The following is a 20,318-nucleotide window of genomic DNA, read 5'->3' as shown; positions in this document are numbered from 1 at the left end:
GTAGCAATTAAAATGCTTGGCCTTGAAAAATCCTATAATTTTTACAAAAGCTACTAATGTGCGTTAATGGTTTTTTTAGGAAAAATTAGCGAAGCGACAATACTAGCTGCAAGGATAAATACAATTACCAGCAACGAATGTTCTGTTGTAAATCCCCAAGCCTCAAGGTAACTGTGGGCTAACATTTTTACGCCAATAAAAGTTAAAAGAAATGCTAATCCTGTTTTTAAATAGTGGAATTTATGGATAATGTTAACTAATAAAAAGAACATCGACCTTAAACCCATTATGGCAAATATGTTTGAGAAGAAAACGATATAAGCATCTTTAGTAACCGCAAAAATTGCAGGAATGGAATCTACCGCAAATATCAAATCGGTAAACTCTACAATAAGTAAAACCAAAAACAACGGTGTTAAAAGGCGTTTTCCATTTACTTTATGAAAAAACTTTTTGCCTTCGTACTTAGGGTGAATTTTAAAGAATTTAGAAGCAAATTTTACTACCGGATGGTTAGCCGGATCAATTTTCTCTTCTTCATCCTTATTAAAAAACATTTTAATTCCAGTAAATACTAAGAACGCACCAAATACATACAAGATCCATCCAAACTTACTGATGAGAACCGCACCGGCAAATATGAATATAAAACGCATTATAATCGCACCTAAAATCCCCCAAAATAATACACGGTGGTAATATTTCTCTGGTACAGCAAAGGCCGAAAATATAAGTACAATAACAAATATATTATCTACAGAGAGCGCATACTCAATAACATAACCTGTTAAAAACTCTATACCAAGATTGTTTTTGTAAATGCGCAAACTTTCTTCAAAATTACCCGGAATCAAGGTTATCGGATGTTTGTGCGCCTGTACAATCTGTGCAAGCTTTTCGTAGCTGTCAATGCCGTGTAGATACTCGCCTTCCAATACTAAGAGTACGTAAAAGCTTAAAGCTAGAATGACCATTATAAAACTCATAATGGCAGCTTGTTTTAAGCTGATGGTATGTTCGCGTTTACTAAACAAACCTAAATCTAGTGCTAGTATTAGCACTATAAAAAGCAAAAAGCCTCCAATAAACAATAATTCGTTCGACATTATTTTTTTCTTTCAGTAGTATATTTAACCAATTGTTCTAATCCGGTTCTCGCATCACTCTCAGGGAATTGATGCAAAATGTCAAAAGCTTCTTGTTGGTAGCTTAGCATTTTTTGGTTAGCATAATGCACCCCATCTTTACTATTTACGAAATCTATGATCTCTTGTATTTTTTTCGGATCATCTTGATGATTTTTCACCAGATTTATGATTCTTTTTCGTTCTGCCTTTTCTGCCCTATTTAAAGCGTAGATTAAAGGCAAAGTAACTTTTTTCTCTTTTATGTCTATACCTAAAGGCTTGCCAACGTCGTCGGTTCCAAAATCAAAAGTATCATCTTTAATCTGAAAAGCGATACCAACTTTTTCGCCAAACAAACGCATTTTCTCAATCGTTTCTGCATCTGCGCCAGCAGAAGCTGCGCCACAAGCGCAACATGATGCGATTAAAGATGCAGTTTTTTGTCTAATTACATCAAAATAAAGCTCTTCGCTAATATCCATTCTGCGAACTTTCTCAATCTGCAGCAATTCCCCTTCGCTCATTTGTTGTACCGCTTCAGACACGATCTTTAACAGTGCAAACTCATTATTGTTTACCGACAAGAGCAAACCTTTCGCCAGCAAATAATCACCAACTAAAACAGCTATCTTATTTTTCCATAAAGCGTTAATAGAAAAAAAACCTCTACGCTCATATGCGTTGTCTACTACATCATCGTGCACCAAAGTTGCAGTATGCAAAAGCTCTACCAATGCAGCGCCTCGGTGCGTTGCTTCAACAATGCCACCGCAAAGTTTAGCAGCAAAAAAAACGAACATTGGTCGCATTTGTTTACCCTTGCTTTTTACAATATAGTGTGTAATTCGATTTAGCAAAGGTGCATCGCTTTTCATAGAGTCTTTGAACTTCACCTCAAAGGCATCAATTTCTTTAGCAATGGGTAGTTTTATCTCATTTATTCCAGGCATTCAGCTATAAAATGTATTTGCAAACTTACTTATTAAAAGCGTATTTTTAATCAAATTAATGACGTGAAAAAATTACTTTACAGCATATTGGCTGTGCTACTTATTCTATCGATAGTTTACCTTGCAGGCCCAACTCCAACTAAACCCGTTTTCGAAAAAACTTTACCTAATGTTGGGAATCTGAACTCGCTTGAAAATTATATTACAACAGCAGAAGCGAGACATAGGTTAAAACCCGGCAATGAAGCAGAAATTATTTGGGCAGACAGTAGTAATAAAACACAAACAGAATATGCAGTAGTGTATTTGCATGGTTTTTCCGCATCTAAAATGGAGGGCAACCCGGTTTATTTGCACTTAGCTAAATCTTTAAAAGCAAATTTATTTCTGTCCCGTTTAGCAGATCATGGTATAGATACTATTGCACCTATGCAGTATTTCACAGCAGATAGGCTTTGGAAAAGTGCGCAAGAAGCTTATGCTATTGGCAAAAAATTAGGAAAAAAGGTAGTTTTAGTGGGTACTTCTACTGGTGGTACTTTGGCATTACAGTTGGCGTCGGCCTACCCAGAAATTAATAGTTTGATACTACTTTCTCCAAACATAGCCATAAACGATGATAAAGCATGGCTATTAAATAATCCTTGGGGATTGCAAATAGCAAGAAAAGTAACCGGTGGCAACGAACGAAAAGTAAGTGGAAAATCGGCTGAATACAAAAAATATTGGTACACCAATTATCGTTTAGAATCTGTTGTAGAACTAGAAGAGCTGTTGGAAACCGCTATGTCCAACGAACTTTTTGCATCTGTAAAACAACCCGTGTTAATGCTCTATTACTATAAAAATCAAAAAGAGCAAGATCCAGTAGTTAAAGTTGATGCGATGCTACAAATGTTCGAAGAACTGGGTTCTACTCATAAACAGAAAATAGCACTGCCAAAAACTGCCAATCATGTAATTGGGTCTTACATAACTTCAAAAGATATAAAAGGAGTTGAGCAAGCAATGGAAAGTTTTATCACAGAAAGAACAAAGTAGTAAACCTATTTTTTTTGAAAAACAATGTCAGCATTTCATATCAAACTGTAGCCCCGCTATCCGTTTTACTCCTATCGGGTTTATATAACAAAGTACTATAAAATTTCACCTATGAACACAGCAGAAAAAACAAAAATCACCGTAAAAACAATCGTACATGCACCATTAGCTAAAGTTTGGGAATATTGGACCAGCCCAGCGCACATCCAGAAATGGAACCAAGCCTCAGAAGATTGGGAAACAACTAAAGCCAGCAATAATTTAGTCGTAGGTGGTAGCTTTTCATCTACTATGGCTGCAAAAGACGGAAGTATGTCCTTTGACTTTAATGGAAGTTATACACAAGTAGATACCAACAAATTTATTGCTTATACAATTGCCGATGGTAGAACCGTAACGGTTTCGTTTACACAGAAAGCGGAAAGCGTAGAAATAATCGAAATTTTCGAGGCTGAAAACGTAAATAGCAAAGAAATGCAACAAGCCGGATGGCAAGCTATTTTAGACAATTTTAAAAAATATACGGAGGCTAATTAGTTGCAAAAGCCATAAAAAAAAAGCCCCAATAACCATGGTTATTGGGGCTTTTATATTTAATAAAACCACTATTTACCAGCAGTCCATTTGTTATTTTCTAAGTTACCATCTGGCAATACTCTTTCCGGGTCAATAACAACTTCGGTAATTTCTTCGGTTGTTGGGAAACGAACCAACCAAGTTGTATTTTTCATCCAAACATCAACAGGAACTTTGACAATTTCGGTTTTACCGCTTTTTGTTTTAACCTGTAATATAATTGGCATAGGTAATTTCTCTAAATTTTTAACTTGGATTGTGTAACCAGTTAACGCACCATCCTTCTCTACTTTTTTTACTTCGCCAATTCCTTGATCGCTTTTCCAGCTGTTTAAGAACCAACCTCTCCAGAACCAAGCTAAATCTTCGCCGGCTCCGTTTTCCATAGAGCGGAAGAAATCATAAGGAGTTGGGTGTTTATAAGCCCAGTTTTTGATGTATTCTCTAAAAGCATAATCAAATCTATCTTTACCTAAAATCTGATCTCTTAAAATATGTAAACCCCATCCCGGTTTGCTGTAAAGGTTAACACCAATATTAGCCTCTTTCATTCCATCAGGCATTAACATGATATTTTCATAGTTTGGATTACCAATTACGCGACTTCCAATAGCATTCATGTCAGTTCTACGTGGTTTGTATTCGCCGTTGTTAAATTCTGTAGATGATAAATCGTTAATAAAAGTGTTAAAACCTTCGTCCATCCATCCAAATTTACGTTCGTTAGAACCGACAATCATCGGGAACCAAGTATGGCCAAACTCGTGGTCTATTACACCCCAAGCATTACCTTTTTTGGCTGTCCAGCCACAAAAAACAATACCTGGATATTCCATACCGCCTACCGAAGTAGCAACATTTACTGCCATAGGATACGGATATTCGAACCACATTTTTGAGTAATGTTCTATTGATGCCTTAACATACTCTACACCACGACCGTAAGAATCCATTCCGTTGCTTTCTACTGGTTGTGCAGACACTGCCAAAGATTTTTTACCGCTAGGTAAGTTTATTCTAGCTGCATCTAAAACGAACGATCTAGAAGTTGCCCAAGCTGCATCCCTTGCGTTGGTAATTTTAAATTTCCATGTAAGCTTTTGTGCTGATGGGCGAGATTTAGGATCATTAACTTCGGCTTCTGAACGGATATGTACAGTTGCATCACTTTGTTTGGCAGCGTTCCATCTTTTTAACTGCTCGGCAGTAAAAACCTCTTGTGGATTTAAAAGCTCTCCAGAACCCATCACAATATGGTTTGCCGGAACGGCAATATCAAAAGTGATATCTCCAAACTCGCAGTAAAACTCTCCTCCACCCCAGTACGGTAAAGTATTCCATCCAATTACATCGTCGTAAACACTCATTCTAGGGAACCATTGTGCAATGGCATAAATCTCGCCATTTTTGGTAGTTAAACGACTTGTTCTATCAGAACCTGCTTTAGGTACGATGTAAGAATAATCCATTTTAATAGTTACTACATCGCCACTGGCAGCCATAGGCTTATCTAAACGGATTTGCATCCTAGTATCTTCAACTAAAGAAGTAAACTTCACGTCTTTCTTTTTCTGTTGTACAACTATATTTGAAATATTATAGCCACCTTCAAATTTTTCGCCTTGCGCACCGTAGCGACTACGAGCCGGTGTAACTGCATAACCTCTTGACGTTTCTTTGAAACTATTCTGATCTAACTGTAACCAAAGATATGGCAACTGATCTGGACTATTGTTTTTATAAGTTATGGTGATTGTACCGCTAACTTTATGTGTTGCGGTATCTAAATTAACGCTAATATTGTAATCTACACCATTTTGCCAATATTTATGACCGGGTGCACCGCTAGCTGAGCGATATTCATTTCCATTTTGGTTGTAGAATAATGGTCCAAACGCTTCAGAGGGTACATAATTGGTAGCGGGTGGCGTTGTTTGCGCACTGCTAGAGAAAGCAGTAACTGCCAAAAGCCCCAATGCCAAAAGGGGTTTAGAAATTAGTTTATGCATGTTGATATTATTTTTTCTTAAAGGTAATTTGTAATTAGAGAAATACAAACTGTAAAGTAATATTGTTACCTTTTTCTATTGTTTGTCTTTCTTTAACAACGATGGTAGCTTACGCTGATCTTCTGGTAATTTTAACCATGTACTGTAAGCATTCGAAATGTAATAATCGTATTTGAAAGGGCGTTCGGCCTTCACCTGCTCTACGGTAGGTCTGTACATATCAATAAAATCCTTAATATTTGGTCCTTGAAATTTAACAAGCTTTTTAATGTATTTCTCATTAAAATTGCGGTTGATCTCTTCTTGAAAACGATCATTTTCTTCTAGCATTTGAACTTTCTCCTGCTCCCGTCTATTTTTTCCAAAACCTAAGTTTAAACGCAAGCCACCTCGTTCTTTGCTATATTCTACCTCTTTTGCAGCAACCGCGTTCGGATCTTTAACATCTAAGTAAGGAGAAACTTTTGTGCTAGTTATATCAACAGTGTTTAAATTGTTAACCTGAACCCGCAAATACACATTTTTTACAACCAATTTAGTAAGATATAAGGTATCTGTTTGATAACCAACCATACCAAATGAGATCAAATCGCCAACTTTGGCAGCTATGGCGTAACGTCCTTCTTTGTCGCTAAGTACTAAAGATTTTGTGCTGAGATTTTTTATGGTTGCACCTTCAATCCCCGTTGCTCTATTTTCGCTATCGAAAATGTTACCAGTCAAAAAGCCATTTTGCGCCAACAAATGTAAAGGTGCTAATAGCAGTAAAAATATGATGAACTTCTTTAACATAACCCAAATTTAAATGATTTTAACGTTACTGTACTTAATTAACAAAATTTAACAGAAAATAGATTGACTTCTTTCGAAATATTCAATTTGTTCAAATTCGATTTCGGCACTTCCATCGATTTTTTATTTTGTTGATTTGGTTCAAATGTTTAAATTTATTTTAATCCCTATTGCTATACTATGCCGTTGCTTTCAAATAAAATCGCTAAAACCAATAGAACCATTATCTTAATTTTAATGGTTTTTTGCCTTGCATTATCTAGTTGCAAAAAAAAAGAGCAAGAAGTTGGGATAGAGTTTTTAAAAGAATATCATAACTCGGCCGTTAAATTACGCGATGAAGGCGATGGAAGAAAGGCTATTATTTATGTAGATTCTGTACACAATGCAGTAAAAGAATTTTCTAGGGCACAGCGTTGGCAAAAATATAATTTCAAGGCAGATATCTACCTAAATCGTAAGGTTGATTTAAGTAAGGCTAAATTAACCATAGATTCCATGTACATTATTTTGGATGGAATTGAAGAACAACATCCCGAACATTATGTTCGCACTAAATTTTACGAAGGTGATTTGCTATTAAGAGGTGAAGATTACAACGCCGGAATAAAGAAATATTATGAAGGTGAAAGTTTCGGCAACGCTCATTTAACGTCTTGTGAGATGAGTAATTTCACCTATAAAATTGCTTTAATCAAATATAAACAAAAGCGTTACAAAGAGGCAATCCCTTATTTAAAAAGCACTTTGGCTGATCTATCTAGCTGCGATAACTCGAATTTCGACACACGTGTTCTACGGCCACAGTCTACATTAAATACCCTAGGCCTCTCTTTTGAAAAAGCTGGGATACCGGATAGTGCTGTGATCTATTATAAAAAAGGGATAGCATTACTAAATGAAAAGAAAATCGAATTTCCAGATCGCAATAAGGGAATTTCTACCGCACTTGCCGTTATTTATGGGAATTTAGGAGGCACCTACACATTATTAGGCGAAGATATTTTGGCAGAGAGTTTATTAAAGGAAAGCATCAAAATAAACCACAAACCAGGTTTTGCTATTATGGATGCGCATACTGCAGAACTAAAACTCGTTAGCTTGTACCTTAAAAATAATCGTTTAAATGAAGCTAATACACAGCTAAATACGCTAATGTTGGAAATTAAGGAATGGGAACTTCCATACAATGCAACTCAACAACAATTGTTATTAAAATTTAGAGAATTAGACTGGAAACGGCTTGATAAATCCAACAATATTCTAGCTGCCTACAATGCGTTTAAAACCTATTCTGCATTAAGAGACTCTTTGACCGATGCAGAAAAAAATGTTAATGAAAAGGACTTAGAAAGTGTATTTCAAATTGCCAGAAAAGAACATGAAATTGAACTGCTTAATAATTCCAATAAATTAACCACTTCTTACATGTGGGGAGGAATTATTTCTTCGGTCTTTCTGGTTATTATCTTATTCCTAATTATTACATATTTAAAACGTTATAGAAAACATAATACAGCGCTCAAAAAATTAAATCAAGAGGTTGGAGAAAAAAACGCACAATTAGAAGATGCACTCTCGGCACTTCAAAAAAGTCATGAGGACAACTACAGGATGATGAAAATTATCTACCACGATTTACGTAGCCCAATTGGTGGTATGACGATGGCTATTGGTTTAATGCTAGAAGACGAACACCACACTACCGAGGATAGAGAAATGCTGCAAATGATCAATACTTCTGGCCATGATGCTATCGGATTGATTAATGACATGTTGCAGATTAATACCGACGTTGAGCTGAGCAAGGAGGATATAAAGCTTAGCGAACTTTTACAATATTGCAGTTCTATGTTGCAGTATAAAGCCGAAGAAAAAGGGCAATTGATTGAACACAGAAGCGAACAGATCGAGTTGCAGATTGACCAAGAAAAAATCAGAAGGGTTTTAAACAATCTGTTATCGAATGCGATAAAATTCAGTCCTTTTCAAAGCAAAATTATACTTAGTGGAATAAAACAGAACAATAATGCCTTAATCTGTTGCGAGGATTTTGGTATAGGCGTACCAGAAGCGCAACTGGAAACAATTTTCGATATGTTTACTGAAGCGAAACGTGTGGGCACAATGGGCGAAGTAACGTTTGGAATGGGCTTAGCCATTTGCCGACAAATAGTAAATGCCCACAAGGGTAAAATATGGTGCGAAAATAAAGTGACAGGCGGTAGCATTTTTAAAATCCTACTTCCCTTAAATGATAATTAGCCTAAGATGTTTTTATAATTGTCTGCATCGAAACCAATTAAAACAGCTTTTTCTCTTTCTACGATTGGTCGCTTAATAGCACTTGTATTATTTAACAGATAAGCTGTTACAGCGGTCGGATTATTAATTTTCAGCTGTTCTTCCTTACTAAGTTTTTTAAAAGTAAGTCCGTTTTTATTGATAACCTTTTCCCAACCAAACTCGTTAAACCATTCTTGCAATTTTTCGGCAGTAATTCCTTTTTTCTTAAAATCGTGAAATTCAAAATCAATTTTATTTTCCTTAAGCCAGTCTGTAGCTTTTTTTACCGTATTGCAATTTGGTATTCCGTAAACAATCATTTTTAGTTATAATTTTCAGGTTCTAAGTTATAAGTCTCAGCTCAAATCAACAAGTAAATTATAGATTGATTAACCTACTGTTTTATTTCGTCACATTTTTTGGCTTGTTTATCACATTTCTAATAAAACAAAAAATATCATAGTTAAAATTGTAGTGTAAAAACAACAAATGACAACTACCAAATTTATTTTATTATTAGTTTTTAGCCTATCAGCTATAGTTTCTGTGGCCCAAACTAAAAATCTATCCAAAAAACAGGTTCAAACAGACTTACAATTTCTTACGAAAACCTTGAATGAGAAATCTTCTTATGTTTACCTGAACGGATTTGATTTTAATAAAGACGTTAAAAACTATCTCGATAAATTAACAGATGCTACTACGCTTGAAAATTTTGGTCTATTTATAGCCAAAACCATTGGAAAAATTGGCGATAGACATTCTTCCGTAAGAGATTATGAAATTAGGAACTCACTTTTCCTGCCTTTTGTATATGCTCCGCAAGCAAATAAAGTTCTTGTATTAAACAGAAATACTGATAAAGATTTAGTGCGCTTAAATGTAAAATTCCCTTACTTAAAGGAGATAGATGGAACTCTTATCGAAAATTTCATCCAACAGATAATTCCAGATGAACTAACTGCACCAAAAGAAGCATATTTTACAAAAGCAGTTAGGCAACTAAGAGATATTCAAAAAATATATAGTGTTTTAAACAAATCATTACCAAAAGAAATCAAACTAACGCTTTCAGATTCTTCATTTAAAAATGATACCGTTTTAGTGGTTTCTCCGGTTGGAAGAAAAATGAGATCAGGTTATTGGGACGATGAGTTTGAAAAGAAATTCGCATTGCTTAAAGATGAAGATTATAATAAAGAGGAAAATGTTAGTCCGCTTTTCGGCTTAAAAGACCAAATTGGATACATGCAAATACCTTCGATGGTTAGTAAAGAAGACGCTCCCTTGTTATTTAAAAAAATCAATTCCTTTATGGAATCTATCCGGAATAACAGTAATGCCTTAATTGTAGATGTTAGAAGTAATGGTGGCGGCACACGTGATATAACTTACGAATTGGCAAAATACTTTGTTCACCCCGACTCCATTTACATGGTAAATGCAACGAAACAAAGAGGGCCAATTCCTTTACCACAAGAATATGAAGAAAGCTTAAGTAGCAGAAATTTGTTTTCGTATGCCGCTTTAGATAAGCAGGAAAAGAAAAGTGCTACTGCGTTTTTAAAAACGTTTAAACCGATGTATGAATTAGACCAAAAAAAATACAGCGAATATTATTTCGGTTTACTGAACGGGAAGAAATTAGCAAAGCAAGCCTTTTACTATAATAAGCCTGTTTATATATTGGCAAACGAAAAAAGCTTTAGTGCTGCATCTGTTTTTGTTGCTGCTTTTAAAGCAATTCCAAATATAAAAATTGTAGGGACGACAACGGATGGCTCAAGTGGCAATAGTGAAAGATTTGAATTGCCAAATTCTTCAATTCGTTTAAAAATCAGCACAATGGTTTCATTTCAAAAGGATGGAAAAATTTTAGACGGATTTGGGACCGAACCTGATATCAAAATTGAAAGAGATATTAATCAAATTCTTTGGAAATCTGATACACAGCTTGAAAACTTAAGAAACTTGATATTATGAGAAAACAAAAACTAGCGCCAAAAACCAGCACAAACAATAAAAAAACGTTATGAAACAGAAAGATTTACAAAGAGCAGAGTTTTGGATCTCGACGATATTATATGCGATTGCTGTAATTATCTTAATCTCCAACACCGGTAACCGAAGACTTAATTGGGAATATTATAATTTCAGAGAAAATCATATGACGTTCTCTTACCTCTACAATTATTTTTTGCCCAAAATATTTCAATATTCAGTTATTTATATGGCCTTTTTAGGGCTTAATTTTATTGCTATCCCCGCTATTATAAAAAAACAACAGGTTGCTACAAACGTAACCTATGTGTTTATACTTTTTATTGTAACGGGATTTGTAATAAGTATTACACGAACCTACAGCGACGCCTATTTATTCGCTGAATATACAGATAACCAATCTGCGTATAATCGCATATTTTTTAAAGGTTTTTCAGACACACTTTGGATTTTCATTGCCGTATCTGGCTACGTAGTTTTAAAAGAGTTCGTATTTTATCTAATCCAAGAAAATAAAGACGCAGAAAATGCAAATTACCAGATTAAAATTGATGTTGGTTTTGGTTTGGCGTTTTGGTTTGTAGGTTTACTGCTATTGGTTGCAACTAGTCCGCAGTACGAAGTAATTGTGATGTGGACACTAATCGTGTTTGCAGGCATCTGCCAAGCAATTTATGCCATACATTTTTACCTGCCAAAACATCAACAAAAAGAGAAAAGGTTTATTCATTATTTCGGTTACTTCTTATTAATTGCATTGTTTTTGGCAATACCGGTTTCATTAATAATGATGTTGATGGCCACAAATATAGATTGGGGAGCAATTATTCTATGTTTCCACTTTCCAACACAATTGATTGTTACAATGCTTTTAGCTTGGTATATTTTCAAAAGCAGATCTGCAAGCAACAATCAAATCTTCGCACTAAAAAAAGAGTTAGGCAAATCTGATGCTTCTTTGAGTTTTCTACAATCTCAAATTAACCCCCACTTTCTCTTCAATGCATTAAATACGCTTTATGGCACTGCCTTACAAGAAAATGCAGAGCGCACTGGCGAAGGCATTCAGAAATTGGGAGATATGATGCGATTCATGTTGCACGAAAACGTTCAGGATAAAATTTCGCTAACGCGAGATGTAGACTATCTAGAAAATTACATCGCTCTGCAAAAGCTACGCACGTCTAGATCTGGAAACATTGTGATCGACACACAAATTGACGAACAGTTAAACAACCTGGAAATTACGCCAATGTTGCTGATTCCTTTTGTAGAAAATGCGTTTAAACATGGCATTAGCTTACAGCATCCATCGCATATAAAAGTTACTCTACAAACTAAAGAAAACACTTTATATTTCGACGTTAATAACAGTATTCATATTAAACCAGATAACGATCCGGAGAAACTAAAAAGTGGTATAGGTTTGCAAAATGTAAAACAGCGTTTAGCCTTATTATATCCGGGCAAACACGAATTGATTATCAGGGAAAGCGCCAAGGAATTTTTCATCCACTTAACCATTAAGTTGTAAATATGAAGAAACTGGTATTGCTACTCATTTTATTTGCCAATCAGCTGTTTGCACAAGATAATAAGATATTTTTTAGCGCTAACATTATCCGTCCAAACTCAGACTCTATTGTTGTACACAATAAAAATTTTAAAATAACCATCAAGGGAAAAGATGGGAAATTTTCGGAAAGTTTTAATGCTCCACAAGGTTTCTATCAACTGTTTGATGGCTCGGAATTTGCAAATTTATATTTGAGTGGTGGTTTCATTTTGGAGTTAAAAGCAGATGGCAAACGATTTAGCGAAACACTTTCTTTCGACGGGAATGGTGCTATGGAGAACAACTATCTGTTGAAAAAGAAAGCCATAGACAAAACAATGAAACAAGGTTTTGGAGGAAAACTACCTGGTGAAGAAGAGTTGAAAATAGTACTTAAAAAACGTTTCTCTGAAGCAAAAAATTATCTTTATCAAGAAGGTTTTAGTCCATCTTTTTCGAAGCTAATGTTAGCCGAGTACCAATTGGAAGATAAACGAATAATAGACGAACTTAAGAATGTTACTTTAAAGACAAGTGGGATAACAAGTTTGGAAGGCAAAATAGCTCCAAATTTTGAATATGTGAACCATAAAGGTGGAAAAACTACGCTCTCTAGTTTAACAGGAAAATATGTTTTTTTAGATATTTGGGCTACGTGGTGTGCACCTTGCAGGGCAGAAATTCCTTACCTAAAAAAGTTGGAACAGCATTACAAAACCCAAAATATTGTATTTGTTAGTATTTCGGTTGATAAGCAAGACGATTACGAAAAATGGATAAAGTTTGTTAATGATGAAAAACTAGGTGACATTCAATTATTTGCCGACAAAGATTTTAGTTCCGAATGGGTTAAGGCTTTTAAAATTGATGGAATTCCCCGGTTTATCCTGATTGATCCGATAGGAAAAATACATACCGCTGATGCTCCACGCCCATCGTCGCCCGACCTAAAAATGTTGTTGGATAAATTATTAACTTCGAAGGTAAAAGAAGCCGAAAAGTAAATCTTAAAGTATTTGCACTCATCGCAACAAACTTTTAATTTTTTAATAAACGATATATGATTGCAATTGCAATAGACGACGAACCGATAGCTTTAGACATTGTTGCAGCACACGCTAGCAAAGTGCCATTTATTGACTTGAAGGCTCGCTTTACTAATGCTTTTGAGGCAATTACTTATTTACAGCAAAACAAAGTTGATTTACTTTTTCTGGATATAAAAATGCCAGATATTAACGGAATAGATTTTCTAAAAACATTAAGCAAACCACCGATGGTTATTTTTACCACGGCCTACAGCGAACATGCAGTGCAGAGTTTTGAGTTAGATGCGGTAGATTATTTATTAAAACCTTTCTCGCTGGCTAGGTTTTTAAAAGCTAGCAACAAAGCCAAAGAATTATACGATTTACGTAACAACCACCAGCCAGGCAAAACAGATCATATTTTTATAAAAGATGGCTATGAGCAAGTAAAAGTATTCTTAAAAGATATTCTTTTTATAGAGGCATCGGGAAATTACACTCAAATTAATTTAGCTGATGGCACATTGCTGAGCACCAGAATTACCATTAACGAACTTACAGAACTATTGCCTCGCGAAGATTTTGTAAGATGCCACAGAGCTTTTATTTTGGCTAAAAATAAAATCACCAAGTTCGATCGTTCGCAGATTTGGATTAACGAAAAAGCCTTTAGTATCGGCGCAACCTATAGCGATTGCATGAAGTAAAAAGGCAAAAGTAGAGAGTTAAGAGTCTTGAGTACAAAATCTTGAGTCTTAAGTCTACATCCCAGAGTCATTATGATCATAAATTAACAATCCAGACTGAAAACTGACAACACAACCTACAACTGACAACCGAATATTATTTATTAAAAAGTGTCATGGTTTGTGCAGCGCCAATGGTTGCAAAACTCTTAATCATGGTTACGCCGCGGTTAATTAAAGTTGGCAGCTCTTTTTGTTCGTCCTTATCAAAAGCACCCAAAACATATTCAGCTTGTTGGCCTTTTCTAAAATTATCGCTAATGCCGAAACGCAATCGAGCGTAATTTTGTCCGCCACAAACTTCTTCTATGCTTTTTAAACCGTTATGCCCAGCACTACTGCCCTGTAATTTCATACGTAATTTACCTAACGGAAGTGCTAAATCATCAACCAAGACCAAAACATTTTCTGGTGCAACTTTCAGTTCTTTCATCCAATAGTTTACGGCCTTACCACTTAAATTCATATAGGTGGTGGGCTTTATTACATGTAACTTTTTGCCTTTATAACTAACTTCTGCGTAGTAGGCTAAACGTAATAGTTCAAAACTACCACCTAAATCTTTAACTAACTGATCTGCTATATCGAAACCTATATTATGACGAGTATGTGCATATTCTGGACCAATATTGCCCAAGCCAACTATGAGAAATTTCATTTTGCTAAGTTAAAAGCTTAAAGCTTAAAGACCAAAGTTTAAAGCAAAGAAAGACTAAGACCTAAGCTAAAAAGTTAAAAAATAATTATTTGTCGTTTTTGTAAAATATAGCCAGTGATTATGGCAGACTTTAGCCCCGTTGTACGCTATATCTTTTTTCTAAATCCAAAAAAAGGCTTTGGAAAAAAGTATGCCGCTACCACCGGGTTTATGATTTAAGTTTTGTGGCCCGATTGCAACCTTTAAAAAATGCACAGCTTTTTATATTTAGCCCCGGTTGAAGCGATACCCTGCAGCAAGTAGCTTTGCTACGTAGCGAAGCGTATAAGCAAAAAACGGGAAGAAATTTGATTACTAGCAAAGCTATTGCGCTTTCAAAAAAATAAAAAAACCTGATGCTTTTTATCTTAAAATCCGAAATTATAGACCAAAAAAAAGCGGTTCAGAATTGATTCTGCACCGCTTTTTGTTCAGCAAAAAATTTATGAACTACTATTTTTTACCTTTAGCTGCTTCTGTCTCTGCTTGTTTTAAAGCTCTAGACATACCTACAGAAACGATTGTATCTTCTGGAGTGTTAATTACAGCATAATCAGTTTTAGCTAAATCACGAACGCGGTATAAGTTACCTACTTCCATTTTATCTATGCTAACTTCAACCACTTGTGGCATATGTTTAGGCAAAGACTTAACGCGTAATTTACGTAATTTCTGAACCAATTTACCACCCATTTTAACACCTGGAGAAGTTCCAGTTAATTTAACAGGGATTTCCATTACAATTTCTTTCTCATCAAATAATTGAAGGAAATCTACGTGTAATAATAAATCTGTTAATGGATGATATTGAGCATCTTTAATGATAGCTTTAGTTTTAGTACCACCGATAGTGATTTCTAAAAAGTTAGCCTCTGGAGTATAGATAGCTTCGTTTAAATCAGTTCTTAATACAGAAAAGTGTACTTGTTCTTTTCCACCATACAATACTGCAGGAACTTTACCTTCATAGCGAAGCTCTTTAGCATCGCGTTTCCCTACGTTCTCTCTTGGAGAACCGCTAATTGCGATTGTTTTCATTTTTTATTTATTTTAATTAGTATATGTTTTAGCTTCAGTATTTAGGCCTTGATGCCTAACCTTCCACCTTTTATTAAACTCTAAAAAGATCGCTTATTGAGCCATGTTCGTTAACATTTGCAATTGCTTTTGCAAACAAACTAGCGGTGCTAAGCACTCTAATTTTATCACTATGTTGTTTTAAAGGAATTGTATCAGTTACAATTAATTCTTCCAACACAGAATTTTCAACCGTTTCATAAGCCTTACCAGATAAAACTGGGTGTGTACAAACAGCTCTCACACTTCTTGCGCCATTTTCCATAATCAAGGCAGCGGCTTTTGCTAACGTACCTGCAGTATCGCAAATATCATCTATCAAAACTACATCTTGACCGGTTACATCTCCAATAATCGACATAGATTCGATTTCGTTGGCACGTTTACGGCGTTTATCACAAATAATAACTTCTGCATTAAAAAACTTAGCAAAGGTACGGGCTCTGTAAGAACCGCCCATATCTGGCGATGCAATAGTTAAATTTGGCAGATTTAAGCTTTTTATATAAGGTACAAATATTACCGATCCATCCAAGTGATCTACCGGAATATCAAAGAAACCTTGTATTTGTGCCGCATGCAAGTCCATCGTCATAATACGGTGGATACCTGCAGCTTTTAATAAATTAGCTACCAGCTTTGCGCCAATTGCTACCCTTGGTTTATCTTTTCTATCCTGACGAGCTAAGCCGTAATAAGGAACTACTGCAGTAATATAATGTGCAGATGCTCTTTTAGCCGCGTCTACCATTAAAAGAAGTTCAAATAAATTATCGCTAGGTTGGTAAGTGGATTGAACCAAGAAAACATCGCACCCTCTAATCGATTCATCAAAAGAAGGTTGAAACTCGCCATCGCTAAACCGACTTAAAGTTACGCTTCCTAGTGGTTTGCCGTAAGCTTCGGCAATTTGTTTCGCTAAATCTTTTGTACCGGTTCCGGCAAAAATTTTAACTGGGTTAAACTGCAATGGCATGATTTGCGGGTATCAATGCTGGTTAAAAAAAAATCGGATTGCGGGTTTATTCACAATCCGAAAAAATTTGTTGTCCGACCTGGATTCGAACCAAGACAAACGGTACCAAAAACCGTTGTACTACCCTTATACTATCGGACAATTTTCCATCTCGATGTTGTTCCGAAATGGAATGCAAATTTACGCTTAATTTTTATTCTTGCAATAGTGAAATGAAAAAAAATTAAAAAAAGTTTCAAAGTGCATTTCTAGCCTCTAACAAGCGTTAATTTTTGTTAAAAGACTTCGCAAAGTTAACCAATTTATCAATCTATTTCTTTATTTTCGGACGCATTTTTATGCGTAAAACAAAAAATTTCACCTCATTAGTACGATGAATTATTTTAAAGTAAACAATATAGTTGGATGGGCCTGTTTCTTTATCGCCACTTTAACTTACATTTTAACATTAGAACCAACTGTTAGCTTTTGGGATTGCGGAGAGTTTATAGCCTCGGCATTAAAGATGCAAGTTGTACACCAACCAGGCGCACCGTTGTTTTTAATGATAGAACGCTTCTTCTCTATTTTTGCCATGGGCGATAATACTAAAGTTGCCTATTTTATGAACGTAGGTTCTGCGGTTGCCAGTGGTGCAACCATTTTGTTCTTATTCTGGACAATTACTGCACTTGCAAAAAAGATTTTAGTTAAAGAAGGAGAAGTGGTTAGCACGACCAACCTAATTAGTATTATGGGTTCTGGTATTGTTGGTGCATTAGCGTATACTTTTTCCGATAGTTTCTGGTTTTCTGCCGTTGAAGCAGAGGTTTACGCTTTATCATCATTATTTACTGCAATTGTATTTTGGGGTATTTTAAAATGGGAAGCGGTTGCCAACGAGCCTAAAGCAGATAGATGGTTATTATTTATAGCCTATATAATGGGTCTTTCTATTGGTATCCACTTGTTAAACTTGTTAACTATACCAGCAATAGCTTTTGTTTACTACTTCAAAAAAACGAATAAGGCAACGTCAAGCGGTATATTTAAAACGCTTGGTATTGGGATTTTGATACTTGCAGTTATCCAGTACGGAATTATTCAATATATGGTTTCTCTAGGCGCTTACTTCGATTTATTCTTTGTAAATACCCTAGGTTTAGGTTTTGGAACCGGTGTACTTTTCTTTGCAATTTTATTAATTGGAGGTTTGGTTTGGGGAATCCGCTATTCAATCAAACATCAAAAAAGAGTTTTAAACCTTGCACTTTTATCAACTGTGCTGGTAATTTTTGGCTACACCTCTTTTGCCATGATTATTATTAGGGCACAGGCAAAGCCAAACCTTAACAATAGCGATCCTGATAATGCTTTCTCTTTTTTAAGCTACCTAAACAGAGAACAATACGGCGATAGACCGTTGATAACCGGACCTAACTACAACACAATTCCTAAATATCAAGAAAATGGCTATCCAGTAATAGATTCTGGCGCAACCATTTACAGAAAGGGGGCAGAAAAATACGAGGTTGCCGGCATTAAAACTAAGCAGGTTTACGGTATAACCGAAGGATTCCCTGATAGTTTAAAACGCCTACAACGCACTACGCTTTTCCCTAGAATGTACAGCGATGATGCCCGACATGTAACTTATTATAAGGACATGATGAATCTGGGCGATCAGGATGTGCCAAATCTGTTCGACAATATCGGATTCTTTGCGAAATATCAAACCGGGTTAATGTACATGCGCTACTTCATGTGGAATTTTGCCGGTAGACAAAACGAAGACCAAGGACAAGGCAGCCTGTACGAAGGACAATGGCTAAGCGGTGTAAAACCAATTGATGCTTTGTTTTTAGGCGACCAGACAAACCTTCCTCCTACCATTACAGAAAGTAATTCTTACAACAGATTTTTCTTTTTACCCCTAATTTTAGGATTAATTGGTGCTGTTTGGCATTTCTCTCGTGCCCAAAAAGACGCAGGAATTATAGGCTTGCTTTTCTTCTTTACAGGATTAGCGATTGTACTTTACTTAAATCAAAAACCATTAGAACCGAGAGAGCGTGATTATGCTTATGTAGGATCTTTCTATGCGTTTGCCATTTGGATAGGTTTAGGCGTACTAGCCATAAAAGAATGGGTTTTCGGTAAGCTTAACCCTAAAACCGCAGCTGTTGGTGCAACGGTAATAGGTCTGCTTGTTGCTCCAGTTTTAATGGCCAGCCAAGGCTGGGATGACCACGACCGTTCTGATAAATGGGTAGCAAGAGATATTGCAATTAGCTATATGGAATCTTGCGCTCCTAACGCAATCTTATTTACCTATGGTGATAACGATACTTACCCACTTTGGTATGCGCAGGAAGTAGAAGGTATTAGACCAGATATTAGATTGGTAAACTTAAGTTTGTTCGACACCGATTGGTATATTAACGGTATGCGTCGCAAAGTGCATCAATCAGAGCCTTTACCAATTACCATGAAAGAATCTCAGTACGTTTCTGGCGTTAGAGATTACATGAGATTTACAGACGCTAATATCCAAGGCAATGTAGAGCTTAAAGAATTAGTAGATTACCTTTTGGAAGCAAATAACGATTTGCCAACTAAGAACTTGAAATTAACCATCAATCCACAAGATGTGATTAGTTCAGGAACTTTACCTGCAAACAGAGGAGGTGAAATTGCTCCGGTAATGGAATGGAAATTTAACAAGCCATATATTACCAAAGGTACGCTAGCGATGTTTGATATTATAGCACATAACAATTGGAAAAGACCAATTTATTTTGCTAAAACAGTTCCAGGCGATCAGTTTAATGGTTTAGACAATTATTTGTATAACGAAGGTTTAGCTATCCGCTTATTGCCTTTAAAAATTGATTCTACCTCTACTCCAGATGAGTATATTAACCTTGATCCCTTGTATAAAAATGTAATGAACAAGTTTAAATGGGGCAACATAAAACATGCTTCTTACTTAGATACGCAATCTGCAGATGATGTTGCTATCTTCATTAACATCTTAAATAGCTTAACAAGTGGCTTAATTAAAGCTGACAGATTAGACGATGCTAAAAAGGTAATGGCTAAATACGATGAGGTTATACCAGACAAAATTTACAGCATAAGATCTATGATGAGTGTTGCGCAAACAGCACAAAACCTTTATGCTTTAGGAGAAACGAAAAAAGCGAACGATTTGATAAAAAAATCGATGGTTTACATTCAAAAAGAAATGACCTATTTAGCTGATGTTTCAAAAAGCAAGGACATTTTGATTGGTGGTCAGCAAGGGCAAATTGCCTTAAATTATGGTTTAGTACCTATGGCACAAGTTGCTTCACAGTACAAACAAACTAAACTTGCCGAAGATATTGCAAAACAATACCAAGAATTAGACGCTAGATTTAACTATGTTTTCAGTCGCTCTATGCAACAGCAAGGTGGGCAATAGACGTTAAATGTA

The 20,318-nt window shown here is 35.6% G+C and carries 16 protein-coding genes; 8 read left to right on the top strand and 8 right to left on the bottom strand.

Annotation, left to right across the window (positions count from 1 at the left end):
* Window positions 1-53: 53 nt before the first annotated feature.
* Entirely contained in the window at window positions 54-1,106 is a 1,053-nt protein-coding gene (locus tag DUT69_RS04585) for a TerC/Alx family metal homeostasis membrane protein (RefSeq protein WP_113651931.1), read from the bottom strand.
* Window positions 1,106-2,077, bottom strand: a complete 972-nt coding sequence (locus DUT69_RS04580; protein WP_113651930.1) for a polyprenyl synthetase family protein — start codon at window positions 2,075-2,077, stop codon at window positions 1,106-1,108. Before DUT69_RS04580 ends, DUT69_RS04585 begins: the two co-directional genes overlap by 1 nt.
* Before the next feature lie 63 nt (window positions 2,078-2,140).
* On the opposite strand from DUT69_RS04580, the gene DUT69_RS04575 reads away from it, so the two are divergent.
* Both DUT69_RS04575 and DUT69_RS04570 read left to right on the top strand, forming a co-directional pair.
* The gene (locus tag DUT69_RS04575) at window positions 2,141-3,118 is read left to right on the top strand and encodes an alpha/beta hydrolase (RefSeq protein ID WP_113651929.1); all 978 of its coding nucleotides are present in this window, start codon (window positions 2,141-2,143) and stop codon (window positions 3,116-3,118) included.
* A gap of 111 nt (window positions 3,119-3,229) precedes the next feature.
* Complete coding sequence (locus DUT69_RS04570) at window positions 3,230-3,655, top strand: SRPBCC domain-containing protein (RefSeq protein ID WP_113651928.1); 426 nt, start codon at window positions 3,230-3,232, stop codon at window positions 3,653-3,655.
* A gap of 68 nt (window positions 3,656-3,723) precedes the next feature.
* On the opposite strand, the gene DUT69_RS04565 is transcribed toward DUT69_RS04570, so the two are convergent.
* Window positions 3,724-5,703: a M1 family metallopeptidase gene (locus tag DUT69_RS04565; RefSeq protein WP_113652511.1), complete on the bottom strand. Its 1,980-nt coding sequence runs from the start codon at window positions 5,701-5,703 to the stop codon at window positions 3,724-3,726.
* 75 nt (window positions 5,704-5,778) lie between these two features.
* Window positions 5,779-6,495, bottom strand: a complete 717-nt coding sequence (locus DUT69_RS04560) for a hypothetical protein (RefSeq protein WP_113651927.1) — start codon at window positions 6,493-6,495, stop codon at window positions 5,779-5,781.
* 180 nt (window positions 6,496-6,675) lie between these two features.
* Between DUT69_RS04560 and DUT69_RS04555 the strand changes: the two genes are divergently transcribed.
* Window positions 6,676-8,760, top strand: a complete 2,085-nt coding sequence (locus tag DUT69_RS04555; RefSeq protein WP_113651926.1) for an ATP-binding protein — start codon at window positions 6,676-6,678, stop codon at window positions 8,758-8,760.
* Here the strand turns inward: DUT69_RS04555 and DUT69_RS04550 are convergent.
* On the bottom strand, window positions 8,757-9,101 hold the full coding sequence (locus DUT69_RS04550; RefSeq protein ID WP_113651925.1) for a Spx/MgsR family RNA polymerase-binding regulatory protein: 345 nt from the start codon (window positions 9,099-9,101) through the stop codon (window positions 8,757-8,759). The two genes, DUT69_RS04555 and DUT69_RS04550, sit on opposite strands and share 4 nt — an antisense overlap.
* 169 nt (window positions 9,102-9,270) lie before the next feature.
* Between DUT69_RS04550 and DUT69_RS04545 the strand changes: the two genes are divergently transcribed.
* Genes DUT69_RS04545 through DUT69_RS04530 form a run of 4 tightly spaced genes read left to right on the top strand, consistent with a single transcriptional unit; the run spans window position 9,271 to window position 14,072 of the window.
* On the top strand, window positions 9,271-10,764 hold the full coding sequence (locus DUT69_RS04545; protein ID WP_113651924.1) for a S41 family peptidase: 1,494 nt from the start codon (window positions 9,271-9,273) through the stop codon (window positions 10,762-10,764).
* A gap of 49 nt (window positions 10,765-10,813) precedes the next feature.
* The gene (locus DUT69_RS04540; protein ID WP_205314210.1) at window positions 10,814-12,316 is read left to right on the top strand and encodes a sensor histidine kinase; all 1,503 of its coding nucleotides are present in this window, start codon (window positions 10,814-10,816) and stop codon (window positions 12,314-12,316) included.
* Window positions 12,317-12,318: 2 nt separating this feature from the next.
* Window positions 12,319-13,341, top strand: coding sequence for a TlpA family protein disulfide reductase (locus tag DUT69_RS04535; RefSeq protein WP_113651923.1), 1,023 nt, complete (start codon window positions 12,319-12,321; stop codon window positions 13,339-13,341).
* A gap of 56 nt (window positions 13,342-13,397) precedes the next feature.
* Window positions 13,398-14,072 carry a LytR/AlgR family response regulator transcription factor gene (locus DUT69_RS04530; RefSeq protein ID WP_113651922.1) on the top strand — a complete coding sequence of 225 codons (675 nt, stop codon included), beginning with the start codon at window positions 13,398-13,400 and terminating at the stop codon, window positions 14,070-14,072.
* A 136-nt stretch (window positions 14,073-14,208) separates the two neighbouring features.
* Here the strand turns inward: DUT69_RS04530 and pth are convergent, their stop codons facing one another.
* From pth to DUT69_RS04515, 3 genes are all read right to left on the bottom strand, one after another.
* On the bottom strand, window positions 14,209-14,769 hold the full coding sequence (pth, locus tag DUT69_RS04525) for an aminoacyl-tRNA hydrolase (RefSeq protein ID WP_113651921.1): 561 nt from the start codon (window positions 14,767-14,769) through the stop codon (window positions 14,209-14,211).
* 492 nt (window positions 14,770-15,261) lie between these two features.
* Window positions 15,262-15,846: a 50S ribosomal protein L25/general stress protein Ctc gene (locus tag DUT69_RS04520; RefSeq protein ID WP_113651920.1), complete on the bottom strand. Its 585-nt coding sequence runs from the start codon at window positions 15,844-15,846 to the stop codon at window positions 15,262-15,264.
* A 73-nt stretch (window positions 15,847-15,919) separates the two neighbouring features.
* Window positions 15,920-16,861 carry a ribose-phosphate pyrophosphokinase gene (locus tag DUT69_RS04515; protein WP_113651919.1) on the bottom strand — a complete coding sequence of 314 codons (942 nt, stop codon included), beginning with the start codon at window positions 16,859-16,861 and terminating at the stop codon, window positions 15,920-15,922.
* 373 nt (window positions 16,862-17,234) lie between these two features.
* On the opposite strand from DUT69_RS04515, the gene DUT69_RS04505 reads away from it, so the two are divergent.
* Complete coding sequence (locus DUT69_RS04505) at window positions 17,235-20,306, top strand: glycosyltransferase family 117 protein (RefSeq protein WP_113651918.1); 3,072 nt, start codon at window positions 17,235-17,237, stop codon at window positions 20,304-20,306.
* Window positions 20,307-20,318 lie beyond the last annotated feature (12 nt).

This window comes from Pedobacter namyangjuensis (assembly GCF_003313325.1).
Classification (GTDB): Bacteria; Bacteroidota; Bacteroidia; order Sphingobacteriales; family Sphingobacteriaceae; genus Pedobacter; species Pedobacter namyangjuensis.
Note: the sequence above shows the minus strand (reverse complement) of the source record. Positions and strands in the feature narration are given on the sequence as shown.

Bases quoted from the DNA above. Each gene is read 5' to 3' on its own strand.
- DUT69_RS04580 (WP_113651930.1), bottom strand. From the start codon at position 2,077: ATGCCTGGAATAAATGAGATAAAACTACCCATTGCTAAAGAAATTGAT.
- DUT69_RS04505 (WP_113651918.1), top strand. From the start codon at position 17,235: ATGAATTATTTTAAAGTAAACAATATAGTTGGATGGGCCTGTTTCTTT.
- DUT69_RS04535 (WP_113651923.1), top strand. From the start codon at position 12,319: ATGAAGAAACTGGTATTGCTACTCATTTTATTTGCCAATCAGCTGTTT.
- DUT69_RS04560 (WP_113651927.1), bottom strand. From the start codon at position 6,495: ATGTTAAAGAAGTTCATCATATTTTTACTGCTATTAGCACCTTTACAT.
- DUT69_RS04530 (WP_113651922.1), top strand. From the start codon at position 13,398: ATGATTGCAATTGCAATAGACGACGAACCGATAGCTTTAGACATTGTT.
- DUT69_RS04540 (WP_205314210.1), top strand. From the start codon at position 10,814: ATGAAACAGAAAGATTTACAAAGAGCAGAGTTTTGGATCTCGACGATA.
- DUT69_RS04550 (WP_113651925.1), bottom strand. From the start codon at position 9,101: ATGATTGTTTACGGAATACCAAATTGCAATACGGTAAAAAAAGCTACA.
- DUT69_RS04515 (WP_113651919.1), bottom strand. From the start codon at position 16,861: ATGCCATTGCAGTTTAACCCAGTTAAAATTTTTGCCGGAACCGGTACA.
- pth (WP_113651921.1), bottom strand. From the start codon at position 14,769: ATGAAATTTCTCATAGTTGGCTTGGGCAATATTGGTCCAGAATATGCA.
- DUT69_RS04565 (WP_113652511.1), bottom strand. From the start codon at position 5,703: ATGCATAAACTAATTTCTAAACCCCTTTTGGCATTGGGGCTTTTGGCA.
- DUT69_RS04520 (WP_113651920.1), bottom strand. From the start codon at position 15,846: ATGAAAACAATCGCAATTAGCGGTTCTCCAAGAGAGAACGTAGGGAAA.
- DUT69_RS04545 (WP_113651924.1), top strand. From the start codon at position 9,271: ATGACAACTACCAAATTTATTTTATTATTAGTTTTTAGCCTATCAGCT.
- DUT69_RS04570 (WP_113651928.1), top strand. From the start codon at position 3,230: ATGAACACAGCAGAAAAAACAAAAATCACCGTAAAAACAATCGTACAT.
- DUT69_RS04555 (WP_113651926.1), top strand. From the start codon at position 6,676: ATGCCGTTGCTTTCAAATAAAATCGCTAAAACCAATAGAACCATTATC.
- DUT69_RS04585 (WP_113651931.1), bottom strand. From the start codon at position 1,106: ATGTCGAACGAATTATTGTTTATTGGAGGCTTTTTGCTTTTTATAGTG.